Origin of the sequence: Mesorhizobium sp. M4B.F.Ca.ET.017.02.2.1, assembly GCF_003998955.1 — a bacterium.
Taxonomy (GTDB): domain Bacteria; phylum Pseudomonadota; class Alphaproteobacteria; order Rhizobiales; family Rhizobiaceae; genus Mesorhizobium; species Mesorhizobium abyssinicae.
In genome coordinates, this window is record NZ_RZOF01000440.1 from 1 (window position 1) to 4479 (window position 4479).

Below are 4479 nucleotides of genomic sequence, written 5' to 3' on the forward strand. Positions count from 1 at the left end.
CCTGCGGCGTCAGGAACAGCAATTCGCCATTCGGGCCGCTGATCGTCTTGCCAGCGGCGAGCTGCTGCGCCTGCTCGACCGTGAGGCCGCCACCATCCATCAGGCCGTTGAGCGCCTGAGCCTCGACAGAGTTGCCCGTGAACCTGAACTGGCCTGCGTTCGGACCATTTCCGATGCTGACAGCGCGCGTCTCGCCGGTGCGCTTGTTGTACAGGGTGCGCTCGTCGAGTTTTTCCCAATCGGTCTGCTGGCCGGTGTAAACGGGCTCGTGTGTCTTGGGATCGACCAGGACGCCACCCACCTCGATCGGCTTGTTCTGCTCGGCCGCGAACTTCTCCCGGTCGAAATCGAGGCGCGCTTTGTCACCCGGTTCGATCTGCGGATTGCGCAGCTTCTCGACTTCCAGCCGGCTCTTTTCGAGTTCGAGCTGGTTGGCCGGGTTGGCCTCGTCGAGCTTCTGCTTCAGCATCAGGTTGACGACGCCGCGCTGTTGCTCGGACAGGCGAGGATCCTGCGAGGCCTGCAGAAGCTGCTGCACGCTCGGGCCGCCGGCATTGGCACCGGTTGCCGGCGACGCCTGGACGACCGTCTGAGGCGCGGCAGCCGGCTTCGACACGACCGGGGCCGGTTCCGTCGTGCGCGGCGACTGCACGGTCTGCGCGACCGTCGCCGGGCTCTCCTGCGGGGACGGTCGCTTGTTCAGCGCCGCCGACACGCCCGCGCTCGGTTCGAGGCTCGCCACCTGCACAGGAGCGGCGTCGGCGAAACGCGATGCGAAGGAATTGGCCATGGAAATGCGGCGCGCGGCCTCGCCACCGGGGCGGTCGTAGCCGGCGAACTTCCAGGCGTTGTTCATGAGGCGCTGCGCCTCTTCCGGCGACTTCGCCGCGTTCAGCGCGTCGACCAGACTAGGGTCTTCCTGCAGGAAATACTGCGCCTGAAGTTGCGGTGACGGGGCATTTGCATCGCCGCCATTGCTGCCGGCGAAGGTGCGCATCGCTTCAAAGCGTGGACCGCGCCACGAAAGGATGCCGCCAGCGGTGCCGGCCTGGCCGCTTTCGCTCGGGTCCGACCAGGAACCGAAAGCGTTCTTCGGGCTGAAGCGGCTTTCGGCGTTGGCGGTCGCGGCGACGGCTGCGAGGCCGTAAGGATTGGTGACCTTACTTTTCACCGTGTCCATGAAGCCGTTGTAGACGTCATTGCCAGAAAGGTCCGGAGCGCTGCCCATCGAGCCGCCGCCAAGAGCCGAGGCGACCGCACCGCCGCCGCTCGGCGCCGCTGTCGACGTTGCCGCCGGTGCACCACCGCCGAAAAGCGCTGAGAAGACGCTATCGCCGCCGGCACGCATATCGCCTTGCGCCTTGATGATGCGGTTCAGGTCTCGCCTGCCCCTGATCGCCTGTCCGACCACGGCAAGGCCTTCGCCGACATTGTGCGCGATCGGCTGCTGGTTAAGCAGGGCCTCGGCAACGGCGCGAGCCTTCGCCAGTTCCTCGGGCGTCTGGTACTGCTGGCCGGGGCCGAAGATGAAACCCATGATCCCCTCCTAGATGAACGACGCGCCGAGAGAGAACAGGCCACCCAGAAGGTTCTGGGTGTTCGCTTGGCTCTGCTGCCAGTTTTGGAGCTTCTGGTTGTAGTTGGTGTTGATCAGGCCGGCGACATCGGTCGTCGGGATCGTCGGCATGTTCGCATTGACGAAATTCGGCTGACTGACCTGCGAACCGGACAGCAAGGCGGTGAGGTTGTTGATGGGCGCCGAGTTCTGCGCCAACGCCTCCTGCACGGCCTGGCCTCGCCCGGACAGCAGCAGCGAGTTGTAGGCGTCGTTTTCGCCCTGGTTCTGGATGTTCTGCGCCTGGGCGTAGTTGTCGGACCCTGGACGAATGCCGCGATTGATCAGGTCGGCCTCATTCGCCGCGCGGCGGGCGTCCAGCGCCGGCTGAAGCCGCTTCATGCCGAGGTCCATCAACCGGGCCTCTGTTGCGTCGTTCGACAGGTCGATCGGCTTCGACAACCAGTCTTTCAGAAAGGACGACTGACCAGCGGCCAGCTCGCCGAGATTGAGCTTGGCCTGGTCGGTCTGATCCTTGATCGCCTGCCCGGTCTGCGAAAGCGTCTGCGTCGCTGTGTAGGTCGGGATGTCGTAGGACTTGCCCGTATAGGGGTCGTTCCACTTATAGGTGCCGGACTGGCTGTAGGTGAGATTGCCGTCAGGCGTGACCTGGTTGACGTTGCCAAGGTTCGCGTTGGCGACAGCCGTGCCGACGTTCGTCGAGGTCGACGCCGCGGATGTTTCTTTGGGATCCGGCGGGGCGGGAGGATCGGGCGCGCACATCTTGTCAGGCCTCCTGAAGGAAATACGTCATTGCGATTGCCGACCGCTTGAAGCCCACGCGCTCGCACATCTTGGCAACACGCAGATCGGTGGCGATGGTCACGTGCGCCCTGACGCAGCCGCGCGCTTTGAGTTCGGCCAGGATGTGCTTGGTGAAACGGCGTCCGATGCCATTCCGGTGATCCGGCCGCATATAGATCGTGTCCTCCATGGCGATGGGTTCGCTGTTGTGCATGTCTTGCGTGATCCAGATGAAGGCGTAGCCGACGGCCTCACCTTCGTTCCGGACCACGAAGCAAAGGAGATGACTGGCGGCGCCGTAGACGTTGAGGCGCGGCTTGAAGTCGCCGATCGTCATTCCCTCGGCCGCCATGCGCGCCTGCATCTCGCCGTAGTGCCGGCGGCAAAGCGGTTCGAGTTCCGGCCAGGCCTCGTTGAAGTTCTCAATGGCGATGTCGTAGCTCATACGACCACCCCGCCATTTTCAAAGGTCACGTCGAGCTGCACGAACTCGACATCAGGGCGGCGGTTGAGAAAGCCGGTAACCTGCACCTGCGGCTGCAGCACGTATCCGGTCTTGCCGATCGAGATCCATTGGCCGCCGCTGACTGTCGCCACCGGCGCGGCCTGATCCCACAGGGCAACGTCCCACAGGCCAGAATCCCACAGGTCGGCCGTGCCGCCATCGGCCGCGTCCGGCGCCGTCGGCAGGGTCACCGTGTAGTTGACCGAAAACGAAATCTTCGGGTTGAACGGCGTCGAGGCGAGGAAGGTCGGCCGCGCCTGGTGCACGGTCTTCAGGCGGCCAAGCGTCTTCATGTGGTCGGGATTGCCGACATAGGTGTAGTAGATCGGCCCGCTGTCATCGTTGCCGTTGATCTCGCCTTCGAAGACCTTGCCGTCATTGGTTCCGAAGAACAGGCGGCTGTCGTGCAGTTCGATGCAGCGGGTCGCCCATCCGACGAACTTGCACCAGGCGCCGGTTTCAAGATTGACGACGAACGACCAGGCCTCTTGCCCCTCGGCCGTGATCGGCAGCGAGACGATGGCATAGTTCATATCCGGCCACTTGATTACCTCCCATGGCAACGACAGCCGCCGGGCCGCTTCATGCTTCCAATCCGGCTCGATGTTGCGTGAGACGGCGGCAAGGGACAGTGCTGCGGCATCCTTGTTGATCGCGGCCGAGATAGGAACCATGCCTTCCTTCGTCGCAACGATCAGGTCGCCACCGGCGCGCATCGTGGCTCGCTTGCCCATGGGCGTGGTGAGGTCATAGCGGCCGACAAGGTTCCACTCGGCGGCGGTCGCGCCGGCCGGGTTGCTGCCCTCGAAAATCGCAGCCTCGCCCTCGGTCGTAACGAACACGCATTTGTCGTCGATGCCGTCGCCGGCATCCAGCGACCAGGTTCCGCCGAACAGCAGCGAGCCGCCGCGCTGGAAGACGCCGGACAAGTTCAGCGTGCCGAGCGTGCCGGTGACGGAATCGACCGGCAGATAGCTGGCCTTCATCGTGCCGCCCTGGATGAAGAACAGGCGATTTCGATAGAGCCACACATGAGACAGCGCGCTGGTGGCTACGCCAGTGATCGCGGCTGAGACCTGAACGACGCCACCCGGAATGTTGGCCGTGGCCGAACCACCGCCAGCGCCGGTGATCGTCTCGTTGTCGACGAAGGTCCCGGTAATCGACTGGATCATCAGCGAGCCGGTGGCGCCATTGTCGACGTTCTTGACCACGGTCGCCGTCGCGCCGCTTGTGCCGCCCGTCACGACCTGGCCGTTGATGAAGTTGACGGTCTGGGCATCGAAGTTCAGGCGATAGGTCGCAAGGCCGTTGACCGCCGTCCAGTCGAACGTCGTCGAGTAGAGCTGCAGGAAGTCCGTTCCGTTGACCGCCACGACGAACGAGCCGCCCGACGTCGTGAAATTGACGTAGGAGTAATAGCCCGATGTCTGGCCGGTGACCGACGCGGCCGGCGGCGTGACAGCATCGGCGGGCGCGGTGACGTCACGCACGGTCGTCTCGTCGCAGGCCCAAATCTTCTTGGTGCCGCCGGCATTGTAGGTGATGAAACTTTCGACCGGGTCGCTGCCGATCGTGGCCCGCTTGACCGAGCCGCCGCGCATCACGATGCCGG

At 64.3% G+C, this 4479-nt stretch carries 4 protein-coding genes; all 4 read right to left on the minus strand.

Annotated features, from left to right (window positions below; all coding sequences use genetic code 11):
- Nucleotides 1-1537: phage tail tip lysozyme (locus tag EN738_RS31420; protein WP_348629119.1), on the minus strand; the 1537-nt coding region annotated here is incomplete at its 3' end.
- 9 nt (nt 1538-1546) lie between these two features.
- Complete coding sequence (locus EN738_RS31425) at nt 1547-2338, minus strand: hypothetical protein (protein ID WP_189606070.1); 792 nt, start codon at nt 2336-2338, stop codon at nt 1547-1549.
- A 4-nt stretch (nt 2339-2342) separates the two neighbouring features.
- The gene (locus tag EN738_RS31430) at nt 2343-2804 is read right to left on the minus strand and encodes a GNAT family N-acetyltransferase (RefSeq protein ID WP_127286992.1); all 462 of its coding nucleotides are present in this window, start codon (nt 2802-2804) and stop codon (nt 2343-2345) included.
- Nucleotides 2801-4479, minus strand: a 1679-nt coding sequence (locus EN738_RS31435) for a hypothetical protein (protein ID WP_127286993.1), incomplete at its 5' end; no start/stop codon positions are given. The genes EN738_RS31435 and EN738_RS31430, both read right to left, overlap by 4 nt.